20 protein-coding genes are annotated in these 18,165 nt (G+C 44.1%); 5 read left to right on the top strand and 15 right to left on the bottom strand.

What is annotated here, in order from left to right:
* Positions 1–5: 5 nt before the first annotated feature.
* Together AC4IFT_RS01310 and AC4IFT_RS01305 are read right to left on the bottom strand one after the other, a co-directional pair.
* Positions 6–743 carry a glutamine amidotransferase gene (locus tag AC4IFT_RS01310; RefSeq protein WP_490733729.1) on the bottom strand — a complete coding sequence of 246 codons (738 nt, stop codon included), beginning with the start codon at positions 741–743 and terminating at the stop codon, positions 6–8.
* 26 nt (positions 744–769) lie between these two features.
* Entirely contained in the window at positions 770–1,990 is a 1,221-nt protein-coding gene (locus tag AC4IFT_RS01305) for a ribokinase (RefSeq protein ID WP_490733731.1), read from the bottom strand.
* A gap of 390 nt (positions 1,991–2,380) precedes the next feature.
* On the opposite strand from AC4IFT_RS01305, the gene AC4IFT_RS01300 reads away from it, so the two are divergent.
* Positions 2,381–2,527, top strand: a complete 147-nt coding sequence (locus AC4IFT_RS01300; RefSeq protein ID WP_490733733.1) for a hypothetical protein — start codon at positions 2,381–2,383, stop codon at positions 2,525–2,527.
* 76 nt (positions 2,528–2,603) lie between these two features.
* On the opposite strand, the gene AC4IFT_RS01295 is transcribed toward AC4IFT_RS01300, so the two are convergent.
* The 13 genes from AC4IFT_RS01295 to napF all read right to left on the bottom strand — a co-directional run bounded on the left by AC4IFT_RS01295 (position 2,604) and on the right by napF (position 13,669).
* Positions 2,604–3,674, bottom strand: a complete 1,071-nt coding sequence (locus AC4IFT_RS01295) for a cytochrome c-type biogenesis protein CcmH (RefSeq protein ID WP_490733735.1) — start codon at positions 3,672–3,674, stop codon at positions 2,604–2,606.
* Positions 3,671–4,228 carry a DsbE family thiol:disulfide interchange protein gene (locus AC4IFT_RS01290; protein ID WP_219246344.1) on the bottom strand — a complete coding sequence of 186 codons (558 nt, stop codon included), beginning with the start codon at positions 4,226–4,228 and terminating at the stop codon, positions 3,671–3,673. The genes AC4IFT_RS01295 and AC4IFT_RS01290 overlap by 4 nt, the downstream gene beginning before the upstream one ends.
* A complete protein-coding gene (locus AC4IFT_RS01285; RefSeq protein ID WP_490750435.1) occupies positions 4,225–6,156 on the bottom strand; it encodes a heme lyase CcmF/NrfE family subunit in 1,932 nt (643 codons plus the stop codon). The genes AC4IFT_RS01290 and AC4IFT_RS01285 overlap by 4 nt, the downstream gene beginning before the upstream one ends.
* Entirely contained in the window at positions 6,153–6,638 is a 486-nt protein-coding gene (ccmE, locus tag AC4IFT_RS01280) for a cytochrome c maturation protein CcmE (RefSeq protein WP_225819741.1), read from the bottom strand. Before ccmE ends, AC4IFT_RS01285 begins: the two co-directional genes overlap by 4 nt.
* Entirely contained in the window at positions 6,635–6,847 is a 213-nt protein-coding gene (gene ccmD / locus AC4IFT_RS01275) for a heme exporter protein CcmD (RefSeq protein WP_490733740.1), read from the bottom strand. Before ccmD ends, ccmE begins: the two co-directional genes overlap by 4 nt.
* On the bottom strand, positions 6,844–7,584 hold the full coding sequence (locus AC4IFT_RS01270; protein WP_353242173.1) for a heme ABC transporter permease: 741 nt from the start codon (positions 7,582–7,584) through the stop codon (positions 6,844–6,846). Before AC4IFT_RS01270 ends, ccmD begins: the two co-directional genes overlap by 4 nt.
* 197 nt (positions 7,585–7,781) lie before the next feature.
* A complete protein-coding gene (napC, locus tag AC4IFT_RS01265; RefSeq protein ID WP_490750434.1) occupies positions 7,782–8,420 on the bottom strand; it encodes a cytochrome c-type protein NapC in 639 nt (212 codons plus the stop codon).
* A gap of 9 nt (positions 8,421–8,429) precedes the next feature.
* Complete coding sequence (gene napB, locus AC4IFT_RS01260; protein WP_273803967.1) at positions 8,430–8,879, bottom strand: nitrate reductase cytochrome c-type subunit; 450 nt, start codon at positions 8,877–8,879, stop codon at positions 8,430–8,432.
* Positions 8,876–9,739, bottom strand: coding sequence for a quinol dehydrogenase ferredoxin subunit NapH (gene napH, locus AC4IFT_RS01255; RefSeq protein ID WP_273803968.1), 864 nt, complete (start codon positions 9,737–9,739; stop codon positions 8,876–8,878). The genes napB and napH overlap by 4 nt, the downstream gene beginning before the upstream one ends.
* On the bottom strand, positions 9,726–10,436 hold the full coding sequence (napG, locus tag AC4IFT_RS01250; RefSeq protein ID WP_219246330.1) for a ferredoxin-type protein NapG: 711 nt from the start codon (positions 10,434–10,436) through the stop codon (positions 9,726–9,728). Before napG ends, napH begins: the two co-directional genes overlap by 14 nt.
* A 6-nt stretch (positions 10,437–10,442) precedes the next feature.
* Positions 10,443–12,929, bottom strand: coding sequence for a nitrate reductase catalytic subunit NapA (gene napA / locus AC4IFT_RS01245; protein ID WP_353242170.1), 2,487 nt, complete (start codon positions 12,927–12,929; stop codon positions 10,443–10,445).
* The gene (napD, locus tag AC4IFT_RS01240) at positions 12,910–13,188 is read right to left on the bottom strand and encodes a chaperone NapD (RefSeq protein ID WP_273803969.1); all 279 of its coding nucleotides are present in this window, start codon (positions 13,186–13,188) and stop codon (positions 12,910–12,912) included. The genes napA and napD overlap by 20 nt, the downstream gene beginning before the upstream one ends.
* On the bottom strand, positions 13,178–13,669 hold the full coding sequence (gene napF / locus AC4IFT_RS01235) for a ferredoxin-type protein NapF (protein ID WP_490733746.1): 492 nt from the start codon (positions 13,667–13,669) through the stop codon (positions 13,178–13,180). Before napF ends, napD begins: the two co-directional genes overlap by 11 nt.
* Positions 13,670–14,480: 811 nt before the next feature.
* Between napF and nrfA the strand changes: the two genes are divergently transcribed.
* From nrfA to nrfD, 4 genes are read left to right on the top strand one after another with little or no spacing between them, the layout of a single operon-like run.
* Positions 14,481–15,920 carry an ammonia-forming nitrite reductase cytochrome c552 subunit gene (gene nrfA / locus AC4IFT_RS01230; protein WP_490750433.1) on the top strand — a complete coding sequence of 480 codons (1,440 nt, stop codon included), beginning with the start codon at positions 14,481–14,483 and terminating at the stop codon, positions 15,918–15,920.
* A gap of 47 nt (positions 15,921–15,967) precedes the next feature.
* Positions 15,968–16,537 carry a cytochrome c nitrite reductase pentaheme subunit gene (nrfB, locus tag AC4IFT_RS01225; protein ID WP_219246320.1) on the top strand — a complete coding sequence of 190 codons (570 nt, stop codon included), beginning with the start codon at positions 15,968–15,970 and terminating at the stop codon, positions 16,535–16,537.
* Positions 16,534–17,205, top strand: coding sequence for a cytochrome c nitrite reductase Fe-S protein (gene nrfC, locus AC4IFT_RS01220; RefSeq protein WP_490733751.1), 672 nt, complete (start codon positions 16,534–16,536; stop codon positions 17,203–17,205). The genes nrfB and nrfC overlap by 4 nt, the downstream gene beginning before the upstream one ends.
* Entirely contained in the window at positions 17,202–18,158 is a 957-nt protein-coding gene (nrfD, locus tag AC4IFT_RS01215) for a cytochrome c nitrite reductase subunit NrfD (RefSeq protein ID WP_490733753.1), read from the top strand. Before nrfC ends, nrfD begins: the two co-directional genes overlap by 4 nt.
* The last annotated feature ends 7 nt before the right edge of the window (positions 18,159–18,165 follow it).

Genomic DNA, 18,165 nt, shown 5'->3' with positions numbered 1-18,165 from the left:
ATTAATTAACGTGCGATTTGCTTTAGGATATTTACCCACATATCTGAGTAATGCTCCCAAGCCATAAATTCACGACTTCCCCAGTGCGGCGAACAGTCACTCATAAAACAACCTGTTTTTCCGTTTTCATATTGGCCAAAGACGAGTAATGGATCTTCACCAATATTTAAAACGACGTCTGTATTTTCTTTTGGCTTAACTTTGTTATAGCCTAAGAACATCGGCCAATTACCAAAACCTTTAATAGAGTCATGTTGTGTATTTTCTGGTGTTGCGAAAATACCTTCAGGCGTTTCCACACGGTCATCACCATCTAGCATTTCAACCGGTAATACTTCTGCTAATAACGTATTTTTATAATTCGCTTTCGCTTCAATACCCATAAAGGATAAATAACCGCCAATCATTAATAAACCGCCGCCTTGGCTAACATATTGCTTAATTAGGCCTAATGCATTTGGTAATACTTTCATATTATAGAAAGTATCATTTTGCAGTAAAAATGTATTAGCACCGATATCGCTGATTACAACAACATCGTATTTTTCTAATTCTTCGACAGTTTTCGGAAATGCCATTTGCACTGTGTGGGCTGGCATATAATCAATTTCCACACCTTTATTTCTTAAACACTCTAATAAAAATGTAGCGCCTTCTTCATATTTGCTTGATGTGAAGCTGTCATAACCTTTTGTGTGGATCATATGGATATGCCATGATTCACCAATAAATAAAATTTTCATTTTTTTCCTCGTTTCAGAATATTAATTTATTCAGGGGATTGAGTCACAACCTGTGAGTAGGTTGTTTGATTAATACGATGCATAACATTAATATCTTCAGGCATTTCTGAAGCGTTGCTTGTTTCAACAGCAAGGGATGAAAACGCGGATGCATAACGTAAGGCATAAGAAAATTGTTTCCCTTTCGCTAATGAAGCTGCAAGAGCGCCATTAAATGCATCACCTGCACCCGCCGTATTTTTAACAACGGCAGTGTAAGCCGGAGAATAAATGAACTTATTACCATCAAATGCAATAGAGCCTTTACTTCCGAGTGTAATGACAACTTTTTTTACACCTTTGTTATAGATAATTTCAGCTGCTTTTTTGGCAGTTTCAATGTCCACAACATTGATGTCAGAGAGCAAGCTTGCTTCTGTTTCATTCGGTGTCAAAATATCGATCTTTCCAATTAGCTCATTAACGATATTATTGTAAGGCGCAGGATTTAAGATAATCGGAATATTATATTCATTACCGATTTCAATTATTTCCCTTAATGCTTCAATATTCGTTTCCAGTTGAAGAAGAATAATATTTGAATTTACAATTTTATCTTTCTGAATTTTAACCTCATCCGCAGTGATATCCATATTTGAACCTGGATATATCGAAATAATATTTTCCCCACTGTTTTCAGAGACAAATATTGATGCCGTTCCTGTTTGGTATTTTTCCGTTTGGTATATTGTTGATGTTTTTATTTTTGATGAAGAAATAAAATTTATTGCATATTCACTAAATTGATCAGTCCCTATTTTAGTAATAAAATGCACAGGTGAATCGGAATAACTTGCTGCTAGTGCTTGGTTACAACCTTTTCCACCTGGTGAAAAAATAAATTTATTCGATAACAATGATTCACCCGCTTCAGGAAGTCGAGGTAAATAACTAATCATATCAACGTTAAATGAACCTAATACACATACTTTACCTAACACGGCATCATCCTTATCTGTTCTTTCATTAAAACTTTCATTGCACTCAAGAAATTGAATAATTTCCTTTTTAGCAACTTTGTCTAGGGTTTCAAATTCGATATATGCGCCACCATGGCAACGGCTAATAATTCCTTTTTTTGCTAAAGAATTTAAATCCGCCCTAATGGTTTCTTTCGTGACATTAAGTTCTTTCGATAAAACAGAAACTTTTGCTGAGCCTGTATTTTTTAAAATACTAATTATTTTCTTATGTCGTTCTGCTTTCATGCCATTTTACCTCATGGCATTTACTCTAATTTATACCCTGTTACGTTAATGTGACTATACTCATACCTTCCCATTCAAAAGCAAAAAAAAGCAAAAAGCATAAAAATAAAAACAAAAAAAACCAAAAAAGAACAACCAAAGCTAAATGGACTATTATTATCAATATAATATTAGAATTGATTAATTAATTTAATTGAATTTCAACTTACCACTGTAAATATAAGAAAATATTAACTCTCCTTTCTTTAATTATTTAATTTTAAAATAAACAGTTTATTTAAAATTTTAAAGCTAAATTATCAAACCATCATACACCATCAATTTGGTTTTATTATAACAAATACTCTTATCCATCGTTGTAACCTATAAATAATGAAGAAGCCGCTATTTGTGATGGTATTCACAATTCAATACATTCATACAAACCAACAGCAAGAACTGGTTGAAGCAGAGGAACATGGCAGAGGTAGGTTAAGTGGGATTGTGATGTTTTACGCCTTTGAAGCAAAGCATTGTTCGCTAAAGGCGCTAACGTGACTTGGAGGGACTTAAAACTATAAAAACAAAAACGGGGACTTACGCCCCCGTTTTAATCATATAGACCAAACTGATGTTACTTATCAGCAGGCATGCCTTTCTTTTCATGCACCATCATTAGTGCTTGCTCTACGCTGCGCTCGATAATCACTCGGCGCTGATCATTTTCAGGCAGCAGTTTTAACATCATTTGCCATGCTGAAATCGCCTCTGCGTAACGCTCTTGCTCAAAAGCATTGAAAGCAAAAATACTTAACGCTTTTACATTCGTGCGGTCTTCTGCAATCAGCTTTTTCAGTAACTCTGCACCTTGGCGATTATCTTCAGGGTCAGAGGAACGCGTTAAGACTTCTGCATAACCAATCACCACATTCTCATCTTTCGGTGAAAGGCGGTACGCACGGCCATACGCATCGGTTGCCATCGTTGCATTACCCAGCACCATGCCAATGCGCCCTAACATCACCCATGCTTCTACATTTTGCGGGTCTTCTTGTAAGCGAGTACGCAAGCCTAATGCTAAGTGCTCCATTTCGGCATTATTCAGCGGCGGCTCTGACGGGTCTAAGGCTCTATCCAGCAAGGCAGGTGCTTGTTGATAAGCATTATTCCAATCGGCAACTTTTTCATAACTGCCCACTTGATAATACGCCCCAGCAGCAACGCCGAGTGCTATGACTACACCCGGCAGGTAAACCCAATTACTTGCCCGTGAAGCTTCCGGAATTTCATCTTCTTCTCCGTTTTCGACTTGCTTGATGCGCACGCGTTTTTTCGAGCGGGCAAAAATAATCCAACCACCAATGATAATCGCGGCAAATGGCAGCCCCCATAACATTATGGTTAATGGCGTTAATGGTGGGTTATAAGTAACAAAGTAACCATAACGCGCCACCATATAATCGACGATTTCATCACGGTTTTTGCCTTCTTTCATCAACTCATACACTTTTTGGCGTAAATCCAGTGCAATCATCGAGTTAGAATCGGCAATACTGTTATTTTGGCACTTAGGACAACGCAACTCTTCCGTTAATTTACGAAATTGCTGCTCTTGCTGTTCGTTATCAAACGTAAATACTTCCGTAGAGGCATACGTGATTGTTGCACTAAGAGCCAACATCAATAAACCGAGTAAATACCTCATTGGTTCGCCTCCTGGTTATAGCGCTCCCAAAGGGGCTTAAATTCTTTTTCCCAGACACGTTCATCCATTGCCCCTGCGTGGCGGTAACGGATAATGCCATTGCCATCAATAAGGAAGGTTTCTGGCGCACCATAAACCCCAAGATCAAGCGCTAACATGCCTTCACCATCAAATAAACTCAATGCATAAGGGTTGCCCAGCTGACGTAACCACACAACCGCTTTGTCGCGTTTGTCTTTGTAATTTAAGCCAACCACACGCACACCTTGCGCGGATAACGTGTTGAGGTATTGGTGCTCTGCACGGCAAGTGACGCACCATGTTGCCCAAACATTCAATAAGATAGGCTGGCCTTGCGTTAACACCTCTGACTCGTAATGCTTTCCGGGGTTTTCTAACGATTCCAAGCGGAAAACGGGCACGGGCTTGCCAATTAATGCCGATTCCAATAAACGTGGGTCATCGCCCTCTGCATTACGCATCAACTGCCACAGCAATACCGCAGCTATCCCTGCGAAGATAATAAAAGGGATTAAAAAGACTTTGCGGTTCATGCTGTTTCCCCTTGTAATTTACGACGACGATAACGTGGGTCAAACAGGCAGAACAACGCGCCGATTGCCATTAACACACCGCCAGACCAAATCCAGCGAACAAAAGGTTTATAATACAAACGCATGGTCCACGTGTTTTTATCGACTTCCTCACCGAGAGCAGCATATAAATCGCGGGTAATCCCACCATCAATCGCCGCTTCAGTCATAACGGCACGGCTCACGCTGTAAAAACGTTTTTCGGGCATTAAGATGCTAACCACTTTGTCGTTTTTGGTGACGGAAATACTGCCGATAACCCCTTGGTAGTTCGGGCCATCCGCTTCATGTACACCATTAAACGTGAAGGTGTAACCGTGAATAGCAATGTTATCCCCCGGTTTCATTTTCACATCGCGCTCAATACTGTAGTTTTGACTAAAGGCAATCCCGACAATGGTGACCGCTAAGCCTAAGTGCGCACAAACCATGCCCCAGTAACTTGGGGTAAGTTTGATTTTTTTGCTAATACGCACTTTCATTTCAGCGAACGCTAAAATGGCAATCCATATTGCCATCATCAAACCGACTACGGTTAATGCTTCAACGCGGTCTTCCATCAGCATAGGTAATGCAAATGACAGAATCAGCGTCATCACCGTTGCAATAATCAGCATTTTTTTAATCGCCGCAGGACGGTCACGCCCCCAGCGAACCAATGGCCCAATCCCTAATAACAAGGCAAAAGGCACCATCAATGCAATGAACATGGTGTTAAAGAATGGCTCACCAATAGAAATGGTGCCTAACCCGATTTGTTTATGCACTAACGGAAGTAATGTGCCAAGCAGCACGACTAACATCGCTGCGGTTAAAATCACGTTATTACCCAATAACATTGACTCTCGTGACCACAGCGCATTGTTGACCCGTGAACGAACTTTATGGCCTCGTAACGCAAACACCAACAGCGAGCCACCAATCACCAGCACCATAAATGCTAAGATGAATAGCCCGCGGGATGGGTCAGAAGCGAACGCATGCACGGAAACCAATACGCCCGATCGCACTAAGAATGTGCCGAGTAAACATAATGAGAAAGCAAATATCGACAAGAGCAATGACCACGCTTTAAACGTCGCCCGTTGTTCTGTCACTGATAAAGAGTGGATTAACGCCGTTCCCACCAACCATGGCATAAAGGAGGCATTCTCTACTGGGTCCCAGAACCACCAGCCGCCCCAACCAAGCTCATAATATGCCCATGCGGAACCTAACATGATCCCGAGGGTTAAGAAGAACCACGCAGCCATCGTCCAAGGGCGTGCAAAACGGGTAAAGGAGCTGTCTAATCGCCCACTGAGCAAGGCCGCAATCGCAAAGGCAAATGCCACCGAGAAGCCCACATACCCCATATACAATAAAGGTGGGTGGAAGATAAGACCGGGGTCTTGCAACAATGGGTTCAGGTCGCGCCCTTCAATCGGAAACGACGGCAATGTGCGTGAAAATGGGTTTGAGGTAAAAATGATAAACAACAAGAAACCGACGCTCACCATCCCCATTACAGCAAGCACGCGAGCAACGATATCCAGCGGCATGCGATAGCTAAACAGCGCAACCGCAAATGTCCAGCCACTCATCAACAAGACCCATAACAACAGGGAACCTTCGTGAGCACCCCACGTTGCGGCAACACGGTACCAAATTGGTAGTTGAGTATTGGAGTTGTTCGCCACATAAGTGACAGAGAAATCATTTACGACAAACGCATTGACGAGAACAAGAAACGCCCCCGTCACACAAAGAAACAATAACCACGCCAATGGGCGCGATGAGGCCATCAAGCGCGTATCGTTGCGAGCCACTCCCCACAATGGGTAGATAGACAGCAAAACGGCAAGGCCTAGCGCTAAACACAGTAAAATGCTACCAATTTCTGGGATCATGACGCATTTTCCTTATAGGCTGCGGCAGGTCTCCGGTGGTTTTCTTGCATCGCTTTTTCCACTTCTGGCGGCGTGTAGTTTTCATCATGTTTTGCCAGTACCTCTTTCGCTAAAACATGGTTGTTTTCTTGTAATTCACCTTGTACGACGACGCCTTGCCCCTCTTTAAATAAGTCCGGCAAGATGCCTTCATAACTGACATCAATTTCGGCTTCTGCATCATAAACAGTGAAGGTGATTTTTAATGATTTTGGATCAGCATCGCGCACGACACTGCCTGGCATGACCATACCCCCCACACGTAAACGTTGCCCAACCTCAGGCATTTGCTGAGTTTCACGTTTACCGTAAATGATTTCACCGGGTGTATAAAAGAGGTCAATACTTGAGCGCAGTGCGTAGAGGATCAGTGCTAGCGTTAAGCCAACTCCAATAAGTATGGAACAAATCAACCAAAGTCGGTTACGACGACGAATATTCACATCCCCTCCCTACGCGCTCTTGCGGCTTTTTGTCTTTGTTCGCGAGCTTGCTGTTGAATAATGGCATTAATAATTATTTTTCGTTGGATAACGGTATGTATACAGAGTAGCAAAATGGGAATTAAAGTCAGCGCTACCGCCAACCAGACATAAAACCCATAGCCTCCCATCGCAAAGAAATCGCTCCAAGATGCAAATGCACTGGTCATTGAGGGCGCCCTCCTTTTTTCACAATATCGAGCACCCAAGGGCGATTACGTTCGAGAACCAATAACTGATTACGTAAGCGAATGAGTGTTAAAGAGATAAATAAGAATAAATACCCGAGGATAGCTAACCGTAGTGGTGTGCGCATCGCTGGGTTGATACTTTCTTGCATCCGTGTTGACGGCTGATGCAGCGTTTGCCACCATTCAACAGAGTAATGAATGATAGGTAAGTTAATCACGCCAATTAATACTAAAATCGCCGCGGCTTTGCCTGCGGTACGGCGATCATCAAAAGCATGCCATAACGCAATAACGCCCACATACAGAAAAAATAGAATCAATTCAGAGGTTAAGCGTGCATCCCACACCCACCAAGCGCCCCACATCGGCTTACCCCAGGTCGCGCCAGTGACTAATGCAATGAAAGTAAAAACCGCGCCAACGGGTGCCATCGCGGCAATCGCCAGTTCAGACACTTTCATCTGCCACACCAGCCCAATAAAGGCCGTGATAGCCATAGTGGCATAAATCCCCATTGACCACATCGCAGCAGGCACGTGGATATACATGATGCGGTAGCTCTCGCTTTGTACTTTATCGGTTGGTGCAAAACCGAAGCCCCAGACCCAACCTACCGCTAAACAAATCACACTTAATATAATAAACCACGGTACTAGACGCCCACATAACCGGTAAAGGTTAACGGGGATGGCAAGTTGATGAAGCTTTTTCCACATAGTTTAATTACCCTGATTTATTATATTGTTAGTAAATGCTGAGTGACAGCATCATACAATACACATTAAAAAAGCAAAGATATTGATTTAACACAAATATAACTTAGGCTGATTATACTCTTACGCATAATCAGCCTATTTCGTGATCATCACTTATAATTCATTGAGATAACTCATCATAAAACGATGTCTCCAAATTAAAAGCCCGGCTCGACTTCGCGCATATCAGGCAGCTTATGAGCAATCCCTTTATGGCAGTCTATACAGGTTTTACCATCCGTAACGGCTTGGTCATGCATTTTGGCTGCTACCCCTTTTTGGGCTGTGAAATCCATATACTCAAAGTTGTGGCAGTTACGGCACTCCTGCGAGTCATTGTTTTTCATGCGCCGCCACTCACTTTGCGCCATGGCTAAACGGTGATCTTCAAATTTTTGCGGTGTATCGATAATGCCAAAAATTTTCCCGTATAACTCTTTACTGGCTTGGATTTTACGCACCATTTTCGGGCCAAATTCGTGAGGTACGTGGCAATCTGGGCAAGTTGCACGAACACCACTACGGTTAGTATAGTGAATTGTATCCATATATTCTTCATAGACATTTTCACGCATTTCGTGACAGCTAATACAAAATTCTTCAGTATTTGCCATCTCCATACCGGTGTTGAACCCGCCCCAGAAAATCACGCCACTGACAAAGCCAATTAGCAATAAAGTGCCTAATGCTAAACGGCTTGGTCTACGCCACCACTGCCATATACGTCCAATAAGCCCAAACAAGCCTTTTTTCTTCGGCTTGTCGCCCGTTGTTGGTTTTTCGTTATTATTTGCCATAATTCCCCCTTATTTCCCAAAGCCTTTGGATGGGGTAAATGTGTTATCAATGATAGCCGGCGTATCAGATTGCGGTACATGGCACTGTAAACAGAAATAACGGTTTGGTGCGACTTCACCCAACACTTTCCCCGTGGCATCCATAAAGTGTGTTGGGCTAACACGCGGCGCACCTGTCGTACGGTAGTTTTCAACGCCGTGGCACTGTAAACAACGGTTTGTGTTGGTGGTAATTTGGTAACCATCCACACTATGTGGGATCATCGGCGGCTGGTTCACATAGTTTAGTGCCATTCTTTCTTGCTCTTTAGGAATATGAATACTTCCCTCAGTCGTACCAGACACTTCAGGTGATTGCGTCAAATCGACACCATTAGCAGCCCAAACTAGGCCACTAACAACAAAGAGCATACCTGCGATTGCGCGGCTTAGCGTCTTTTTCAGGACTGAATTTTTCATGATTTAGCTCCCGAGCTCCATCGTAGTGTTATTTTAAAAACATCCTCAGAACAGACGTCGATACAGCGACCGCACGTGATGCAGTCTTTATCGGAAATCAATGCTGGGGCTTGTTTATCGAGGACCGGGGCACGCAACACTTGCGGCTCCGGACAAACGTGGAAACAATCCATACAGCGGCTACAGTCTTTTTTATTCACCGCTGTGACGACCAGTGCGCCTTTACAACCCGCGACACCATACAGTGCGCCTAATGGGCAAAGGTGGCCGCACCATCCATGTTCCACTACCAATAAATCGAATAAAAACAGCGCTACTAAAACCAATGCGCCACTTCCAAAACCGAAAATTAAACTGCGCCCCATTAATGAAACTGGGTTTAGCCATTCCCACAGTAACGTGCCTGTCACCGCTGACCCCACTAAAATCACCACCAGCAACACATAACGAATGTAACGTGGAATGGTGGCAGATTGGTTCAGGTCAAACTTACGGCGCAGCCATGCCGCGGCGTCAGTTATCGGATTAACAGGGCAAACCCAACTGCAAAAAATGCGTTTACCTAATAGCGCATACACACCGAACACGATGGCGGCACCGATCAGCGCAGAGATCCCCGGTAAGTAACCACTTGCTAAGCTCTCTAACGTAATCAGTGGGTCGGTCAATGGCACAGTGTCTAACAATAAGCTGCTGCTATAGTTCCCGTGTAAGATCCACACACCAAACCATGGACCACTCAAAAACATCGCTAGCACCAATAATTGGCTGACACGCCTTAATACCAACCATTTGTGGCTCTGCCACCACCCTTTTTTTGCCTGAGCTTCACGTCCGGCGTCGCGTTTACGATTTGCCATTGTTTCCCTCCAGCCAACCAAAACGGTAATGATGGCCTAATTCACCTTTCGCCAAGTCTCTTGGCAACACTTTGATAGCCGCTTCTTCCAACACACAAGCTTGCTCGCATTTACCACAACCCGTGCAGTAATTGCTGTTTACGGTTGGTAAGAAACGCGCGTGTTTACCTGTTCGATGGTTTTGCTCAAGTTCCAATGTGATAGCTTCGTCAATAAGCGGACAAACGCGGTAACACACATCGCAACGCAACCCTTGGAAATTCAGACAGTTTTCTTGGTCAAGTAACACAGCCAAGCCCATACGCGCATCATTGATAGACTCAATGTCTTTATCCAGCGCGCCACTTGGGCACACTTTCGCGCAGGGAATGTCTTCACACATTTCACATGGATTTTCGCGGGCGATAAAATACGGTGTTCCCGCTGCCAGACCTGATGCCAATGTGGCTAATTTCAACATGTCATAAGGGCAGGCTTGAACGCATTGACCACAGCGCACACAGGCACTGGCAAATGCAGTTTCATTCAGCGCACCCGGCGGGCGAAGTCTCACTCCACTCGCTCGGGAGGTTTGTTGCTGAAGCCCCAGTACCACACCAACAGCCACTAACCCACCTGCTGCGCGACCTACATCACGCAAAAAGCGACGGCGACTATTCTGGGACTTAACCTTGTTAGGATTAGTTTTCTGGGGCATGAGCAATTACACCTTTTCCAGTTTAACGGCACATTTTTTGTAGTCCGTTTCTTTCGAAAGTGGGTCAGTCGCATCCAGTGTTAAGTTATTCACTAATTGCGCTGCATCAAAGAACGCCATGTACACCAAGCCTTTTGGTGGTCTATTACGGCCGCGAGTTTCAACGATAGTTGTCACATCACCGCGACGAGAAACCACTTTGACTTTGTCACCACGACGCAATCCACGGTCTTTCGCATCGAGTGGATGCATAAACACTAACGATTCAGGGAAAGCACGGTGCAATTCAGGCACACGGCGGGTCATACTACCGGTATGCCAATGTTCAAGGACACGCCCTGTTGATAACCACAGGTCATATTCTTTATCTGGTGATTCCGCGGCGGGCTCAAATGGCAGAGCAAAAATCACCGCTTTGCCGTCTGGTTTACCGTAGAATTGGTAACCTTCACCCGCTTTAACGTAAGGGTCATTCCCTTCGCTATAACGCCATTGAGTTTCTTTGCCATCCACCACTGGCCAACGGATACCGCGAGCTTTGTGGTAAGCATCAAAGTCCGCTAAGTCATGACCATGACCACGGCCAAACCCTGCGTACTCTTCAAATAAGCCTTTTTGTAAGTAGAAGCCTAACTCACGTGACTCATCGTTTAGCTGGTCATCTGCTAATTCGCTGATAGGGAATTTACTCACAGCTTCATTCGCAAATAAGACGTCGTACAACGTTTTACCACGCAGTTCTGGTTTTTTCGCCAGTAACTCTTCTGGCCACACTTCATCAGTTTTAAAGCGTTTAGAGAATAACACCATCTGCATTAAGTCAGATTTAGCTTCGCCCGGCGCTTGAACTTGTTGGCGCCAGAATTGAGTACGACGCTCTGCGTTACCGTAAGCCCCTTCTTTCTCTACCCACATTGCGGTAGGTAAGATTAAGTCGGCAGCCAATGCACTGACCGTTGGGTATGGGTCAGATACCACGATAAAGTTACGCGGATCGCGCCACCCCGGCATACGCTCTTCGTTGATATTTGGGCCCGCTTGCATGTTGTTATTACACATGACCCAGTAGAAATTCAGCTTCCCGTCTTTTAAGGCACGGTCTTGTGCAACGGCGTGTAAACCCACTTTTTCTGGGATGGTGCCCGCAGGTAATCCCCAAACACCTTCTACTTTTTCACGGTGTTTTTCGTTAGTGACCACCATATCCGCAGGTAAACGGTGTGAGAAAGTTCCCACTTCACGTGCGGTACCACAGGCTGATGGCTGACCCGTTAAGGAGAACGGACCACAACCCGGTTGAGAAATTTTGCCGGTTAATAAGTGCAGGTTGTACGCAAGGTTATTTGCCCAAACACCACGAGTGTGCTGGTTAAAGCCCATTGTCCAGTAAGAAACCACTTTGGTTTTCGGGTTCGCATACAGCTCAGCTAATTCAACTAACTGGTCTTTTGGTACACCCGTCATTTCTGCGGTTTTGTCTAAGGTATATTCCGCAACGAAGGCTTTGTACTCATCCCATGTCATTGGTTCAGAGGCATCAGAACCTGCGTTTTTCGCGCTTTTTTCTAATGGGTGAGTCGGACGTAAACCATAACCGATGTCTGTTGCACCACGGCGTAAGTTAACGTGTTTATCCAAGAAATCCTGATTAACTGCATTATTTTCAATAATATAGTTCGCAATATAGTTCAAGATTACCAAGTCAGACTGCGGCGTAAATACAATGCCATTATCCGCAAGTTCAAAGCTACGGTGTTTAAACGTAGACAGCACCGCAACACGTACGTCTGGATTAGATAAACGACGGTTAGTAATGCGCGACCATAAAATCGGGTGCATTTCGGCCATGTTTGAGCCCCACAGAACGAAAGCATCTGCGTGCTCAATATCATCATAACAACCCATCGGTTCATCCATACCAAAGGTACGCATAAAACCGACTACCGCTGACGCCATACAGTGGCGCGCATTCGGGTCTAAGTTGTTAGAACGAAAACCACCTTTAAACAGTTTAGATGAGGCATAACCTTCCCAAACTGTCCATTGACCCGAACCGAACATGCCGATCCCTTCTGGGCCTTTTTCTTTTAAGGTGGTTTTGACTTTTTCTTCCATGACATCAAATGCTTGTTCCCACGTAATCGGAGTGAATTCGCCATTTTTGTCATATTCACCGTCTTTCATGCGCAGCATTGGCTGCGTTAAACGGTCTTTTCCGTACATGATTTTCGGTAAGAAATAACCTTTGATACAGTTTAGGCCACGGTTTACAGGGGCTTCAGGGTCACCTTGGCTCGCAACAATACGGCCATTTTGTGTGCCAACAAGGACACCACAACCTGTACCGCAGAAACGGCATGGGGCTTTGTCCCACTTAATGCTTTCTTGTTGACCGACGACCGCTTTCGCAATACTGGGTGTGCCAATACCTGCCGCCGCAGCAGCGGCCGCTATCGCATTGGCTTTCATAAAGCTACGACGACTGAGTTTCATAATCTTCCTCACCTTGCTCATCCTGCTGGTGATACACCAGCGAAACATCTAGCACGCCTTCTAAATCGCGTACTAAATCAATAGTATCTAACAACGTTTTACTGCCTTGCCCTTCAACAACGACAATCAGTTTTCCGTTTTCAGGGGCGCTAATCGCCACTTCACAGTTCGGAAACTGATTTATTTTCTCGGTCACAGCAGACATTCGTTCGCTTTTTATTTGTACAATCAAACTGCACACTTGATATTTACTGTGCATGTTCATGCTCCACGGTAATGGCTGATACAGGGCAACCTGCAACACAGGCACCACAGCCTGTACAGCCTTGTGTTTCTATTTTTGGCTGGTAAATACCTGCCAGTGACGGACGAAAAGAGATAACTTCAGGTTCACAACTGTCTTGGCAACGGCGGCATTCGATAGATTTAAATGCAAGGCAGTTTTGACCGATAGAAACGGTGATATCCCAAGGTTGGGTTTGTTGTGGCAGGAAAATAGGTTCAGGACAGGCGGTCGCACACGCGTAGCAAAAGGTACATTCGCCACGTTTAAAATCGACAACAGGGTATCCGCCTGCGCCAGCTTGCAAAATAGTCGTTTCACAACTTTCTACGCAAGCGTTGCAACGGGTACACTTTTCAATAAAGTGCGCTTCACTACCACTCCATGGCGGTCGAACCACTGGAGCGGCATTACGCCACGCACCAGTTAATACTCCCCGACGGGTGAGATCAACCATGTTTATTTCCTTTACATTGCCAACAAAATCGTAAAAAAGTACTGATAAACCGCAGTTTTTATATGTGTATTATTTATGAGAAATATTAACGATAGAGGTTAGAAAAATACATACTACCTAGTAGGTAAAAGGAGTAATAACACGACTTACAACTGAAAATCACCGTATCCGAATTCCTGATAACTTTTGAATATCAAAACGACTAAAATCAGGGAATACCGACAATTTTTTAATTATTTTTTAACAATCATTCAATATAGATATTTAATTTAGACGCGAGTTTTAATGTTCTAAGTTTAAATTAACACCAATATCTACCACCAAAGTGGTAGATGTAATGTCATTTTGAAAAAAATTAATTGCAAGTTTTTTGATATTACGCACGATTTATTTCTTATTTTACTTTGCGAAATATAAAAAGGATCACATCAAAAGATAATACTATTAAAAATCAATTTATTATGTAAAACAAACCTCATGGGTAAAAATAAGAATCATTACTAAATAATTACCCTAAATGATCAATTTAAAACTAGTCAATAATAACTATAGCAGTTTCTTTAATACTCCGTATTTATTATTTATCTGCATTCTATTTCTTTAATCCAAATTATCTTTTGATCAAAAACAATATTTTTTGTGTGGTTTTTTGTTACACATATAAGTTGGCAATGTCTTGATAGCATCTGTCTGTTTGCTATCAAACCTATATAACAAAAAATACCCAAAATCGTTCGGGCAGGATTACCCCCTAAAATAATCGCTCGAAACATGAAGGGATGGTTGGCTCACATTACTCGAGGCCCTTTTTATGGCAAACATAAGAAATAATGTACTGTGCTTACTGAGTCTAGTTGCAGGAATATTTCTCTTTACCTCTGTTCATGCACAAACCCCTACTCCGACTAAGGATGGCACCTCCACAATAAATACACGAAATGAAACTTTCGAAGCCGCTCACCCAGACCAATACCACTCTTGGCGAGCAACCTCTGAACAAGCTAACCGCGAAGATGCCCTGGCAGAAGATCCGCGTTTAGTGATTCTTTGGGCAGGATACCCATTCTCCCGTGACTATAACAAACCACGGGGTCATGCGTATGCCATCATTGATGTGCGCGAAACATTGCGTACAGGCGCACCAAAAGATGCACAAGATGGCCCTCTACCGATGGCTTGTTGGAGCTGTAAAAGCCCCGATGTTGCAAGACTTATTCAAGAACATGGTGAAGATGGCTATTTTGAAGGTAAATGGGCAAAAGGTGGCCCAGAAGTCGTTAATGTTCTCGGTTGCGGTGACTGCCACAAAACTGACTCCCCTGATTTTGCGAAAGGAAAACCTGAGCTCACCCTAACGCGCCCTTATGCAGAGCGTGCGATGGAAACCATTGGTAAACCATTCGACCAAGCGAGCCGCTTTGATCAACAATCCATGGTGTGTGGTCAATGCCACGTTGAGTACTATTTCTCTGGCGACAAAAAAGCCGTTAAGTTCCCGTGGGATAACGGAACCAAAGTCGAAGAAATGGAAGTGTACTATGACAATATTGGTTTCTCTGATTGGACAAATACACTATCTAAAGCGCCACTGTTAAAAGCACAACACCCTGAATATGAAACATGGAGCGCAGGCATTCACGGTAAAAACAATGTGACTTGTATTGATTGCCACATGCCGAAACTGCAAAACGAAAAAGGCGAACTGTATACCAGCCATAAAATTGGTAACCCGTTCGATAATTTCGAGCAAACCTGTAGCAACTGCCACACTCAAAGCAAACAACAGCTGCAAGATGTCGTTGCAGAGCGTAAACATGCTATCCAAGAAATGAAAATCAAAGTGGAAGATCAGTTAGTTCGTGCTCACTTTGAGGCGAAAGCCGCTTGGGATGCAGGTGCAACGGAAGACGAAATGAAGCCAATCCTAACCGATATTCGCCATGCACAATGGCGCTGGGACTTAGCGATTGCGTCTCACGGTATCCATATGCATGCCCCTGATGAAGGCTTACGCATGTTAGGTGGCGCAATGGATAAAGCCGCGGATGCACGGACTAAACTTGCTCGTCTGCTTGGTTCGAAAGGCATCACCCATGAAATTGCCATCCCAGATATTTCCACTAAAGAAAAAGCGCAAAAAGCCATTGGTTTAGACATGCAAAAAATCAATGCTGAGAAACAAGAGTTCTTAAAAACTGTTGTTCCACAGTGGGATGAACAAGCTCGTAAAAATGACCTATTAGCCAAATAACCGCATTTGCCCCGATGATAAGGGGCAATACAACCAATGGAGTAATTATGAGCGTACTACGTTCGTTATTCACTGCTGGGGTGCTGGCAACAGGCTTATTATGGGCAGCTGCCGCCTCCGCTACACCTCAAATTGCTGAGGAAAATGCTGATGGCCGTTGGGTTGTCACACAGCAACGCAGCGCTGATGGTGCATGCTTAGATTGCCACAAGCCTGACAAAGAAGGCATGCACGGCACGCACTCAGAAGTGGTCAACCCAAACAATAACTTACCCGTGACTTGTACCAACTGCCACGGTAACCCAGGGCCTGATCACCGCGAAGGCGTAAAAGATGTTATGCGCTTCAATAACCCGATGTACACGGTGGAACAGCAAAACAGTGTCTGTTTATCTTGCCACTTACCGGAGCAACTACAAAAAGCATTCTGGCCCCATGATGTCCACGTGACAAAAGTGGCCTGTGCCAGTTGCCATGACCTCCATCCAAAACAAGATACGATGAAGGTACTGACCGATAAAGGCAAAGTGAAGATTTGTGTTGATTGCCACTCTGAGCAGCGCGACAACCCTGCTTTCAACCCAGCAGCGGTGAAATTGCGTAAGGAGCAGCCATGAGTTGTTCTCGTCGTCAATTCATTATTTATTCAGGAGCACTGGCGGCGGTAGGAGGGATGGCTGGCCAAACTCTGGCGAATACCATGAAAATAGACGGCGTTCGCTACGGTATGATCCACGATGAAAATTTGTGTATCGGCTGTACGGCATGCATGGATGCGTGCCGCGAGGTAAACCAAGTCCCAGAGGGTGTTTCACGGTTAACCATTATTCGTAGTGAACCCATCGGCCAGTTTCCAGATGTCAAATATCGCTTCTTTCGCCATTCATGCCAACACTGCGAAAGTGCACCTTGTGTTGATGTCTGCCCAACAGGCGCTTCCTTTATCGATAAAACCACAGGGATTGTGGATGTAAACCCAGACTTGTGCGTGGGCTGCCAATACTGCATCGCGGCATGCCCTTACCGTGTGCGGTTTATTCACCCAGTCAATAAAACAGCGGATAAATGCGATTTTTGTCGAAAAACCAATCTGAAAAATGGCAAGCAACCTGCTTGTGTTGAGTCTTGCCCAACCAAAGCACTCACATTTGGTAATTTGGACGATCCGAAGAGTGATATTTCTTTGATGTTAAAAGAGAAACCTACTTATCGATTTAAAATCGCACTTGGTACTCACCCCAAAATGTACCGAGTTCCATTCAAATATGGGGAGGTTAGCCAATGACAACCGCTTCTGCTTTCCATTTTGAATCACTGGTTTGGGACTGGCCTATCGCGGTTTACCTATTTTTAATCGGTATTTCTGCGGGCTTGGTTGTATTAGCCGTGTTATTGCGCCAGTACTACCCTAACGCCGCTGGCAGTGACAGCACCTTAATGCGCACGACCCTGATTTTAGCGCCAACCACCATTGTGCTGGGCTTATTGATTTTGATTCTCCATTTAACACGTCCATGGACGTTTTGGAAATTGATGTTCCATTACAGCCCAACCTCCGTCATGTCGATGGGGGTAATGCTATTCCAAGTGTATATGGCGGTCTTAGTGGTTTGGCTGGCTAAAATTTATGAAACCGAACTGATTGGCTTGCAACAAAAATGGCTGCCGAAACTCAGCATCATTCCTCGAGTCTTAGCAATGCTCACCCGAGTGATGCGCTTTCTCGATATCATTATGCTGGTTTTAGCGGTATTGCTGGGCGCTTATACAGGCTTCTTGCTATCAGCCTTAAAATCTTATCCGTTCTTAAACAATCCATTATTACCTGCTTTATTCCTATTCTCTGGAATATCGTCAGGAATTGCCGTGTCATTAATTGCATTAGCATTACGCTATCGCAAAAATATTCATAACCCAGAAGCTGCCTTTTTGCATCGCGTAGAAGGGTTTGTAATTTGGTTAGAGATATTCCTATTGGCGGCATTTTTTGTCGGCTTAGCCTTAGGTGATGACGGTAAAATTCGTTCATTAGTTGCTGCATTAGGCGGCGGATTCTGGACGTGGTGGTTCTGGATTGGTGTGGTTGGATTCGGTTTTATTATCCCATTAGCCTTAAAAAAATGGGCGGATAAAAGCCACGGTGCAGCAAGAATTTTGCTGGTAAGTGGTGCAAGTTTATTCGGCGTATTTTGCCTGCGTTTTTTTGTGTTATATGCAGGGCAATTGACGGTTGCATAATTTATTC

This window comes from Providencia sp. UF-183, from assembly GCF_058246155.1.
Note: the sequence above shows the minus strand (reverse complement) of the source record. Positions and strands in the feature narration are given on the sequence as shown.